Consider the following 1,630-nt stretch of genomic DNA (forward strand, 5'->3'; position numbering starts at 1 on the left):
AACGGGCGGAGACACCACCGAGACCGGCTCGGAAGGCGGCAACGGCGGCAACGGAAACGACGGCCCCCTGACCGTCGTCGGCCTCGGCAGCACCTCCACCGGAGGCGACGGAGGCGCCGGACACCCCGGAGGCAACGGCGGCCGCGGCAACGACAGCACCATCATCGGCCTCGTCACCGTCACCGACGGCAACCCCGGCCCCACCCTCCCCTAGGGCGCGTATTTGGTCGTGATCAAGGGCCGGTCCGGGTGAGGTCCTTGATCCAGATCATTGAGGCGCGCAGGTGGAGGCCGGCGAGGTAACTCTCGGGCGTTTTGTCGGATCGAGTGGCGATGCCTCGCCAGGCCTTCAGCTTGTTGATCAGGCGCTCGACGGTGTTCCGCTCCTTGTAGAAGTCGGCGTCGTGGGTGACCGGCCGGCCGCCCCTGCGGCCTTTGTTCTTCCGGTTGGATGCCTGGTCCCGCTTCTCCGGGATGACTGCCTTGATGCGGCGTTTGCGCAGGTAGGCGCGGTTGCCGCGGGACGAGTAGGCCTTGTCCCCGGCGACCGCGCCGGGCCGGGTGCGGGGACGGCCAACGGGCCCGCGGACCCGTACCTTCTTGAGCACGGGGATGAACTGCGGGCTGTCCGCGGCCTGCCCTGCGGTCAGGATCAGGGCCAGGGGCCGGCACCTGCGGTCGGCAGCCAGGTGGATCTTGCTGGTCTGCCCGCCTCGTGAGCGCCCGAGCAAAGCAGCTTTCAAACGGAGCTTGCGCCGTCGCCGGACGCGCCGCCGTTCGGCCCGGCCGGGATCACCGACGTCGCCGTGTCCGTCTTGTACCGCCGCGCCGCCCCCTTTTGCCGGGCCGCCTCCGCCTCGACGGCGGCCTTTTCCAGAGCGTCCAAAACGTCCTCCTCCAGGCGCATTCCGGCCGCGTCGTGGTGGGCACGGACAGTCGTGGAATCCACGCTGACCAGTGACATATCCACCCTGCCCCGCCCGGCCGCCTCGGCTATCACCCCCTCCAGCAGCGCCTCGAAAACTCCGGCGTCCCGCCACTGCCTTAACCGGTTGTGCACGGTGGACCAGGCGCCGAACCGGTCCGGCATCTCCCGCCACTGCGCTCCCGAGCGGAACTTCCAGATCACGCCCTCGAACTGCTGCCGCAGCCGCTCGGGATACGGGCCGTACTCACCGACCGGCAGATACGGCTCGACGAACCCCCACTCGTCGTCCGTCAGTTGCGCACGCGTCATGTGTACCGGACTACCGGATCTGCCCTCGCAGCGAGGGCAGATCCGGCAAACCGATCACGACTCAATACAGGCCCTAGGAGGTTCCGGTCCGTTGACCTGGCTTTGTTCACCGAGAACCGACAGCAGATGTTCACCACTTCTGGAGGCGTCTGAGCGGGCCCCGAATCGAACTGCCTGCACCTCGTGGCGTCACCCGGAAGCCGACTTGGGCTTTCGAGTCTCGACACCGAGGGGTTCTCCCTTGCCGTCCGCGGTCCGGTCAATATCGAGAGTGCTGCCAGGGAAATCGCAACCGCTGAGTACGCGCTACCGCCGCCCGTGCTGCCGCGAGGTTGTTGCGGCTGGTGAGGGTGTCGGGATGGTCCGGGCCCAGGACGCGTTCGCGGTCGGTGA

General features: G+C 68.3%; 2 pseudogenes. One reads left to right on the top strand and one right to left on the bottom strand.

Going from position 1 to position 1,630, the window contains the following annotated elements:
* Window positions 1–214: pseudogene (locus tag FF041_RS38375) on the top strand (hypothetical protein); the annotation flags it as partial.
* Window positions 215–233: 19 nt separating this feature from the next.
* Here FF041_RS38375 and FF041_RS34420 read toward each other — a convergent pair.
* Window positions 234–1,237, bottom strand: a pseudogene (locus tag FF041_RS34420) (IS5 family transposase).
* Window positions 1,238–1,630 lie beyond the last annotated feature (393 nt).

Origin of the sequence: Streptomyces jumonjinensis, assembly GCF_009600885.1 — a bacterium.
GTDB classification, from domain to species: Bacteria; Actinomycetota; Actinomycetes; order Streptomycetales; family Streptomycetaceae; genus Streptomyces; species Streptomyces jumonjinensis.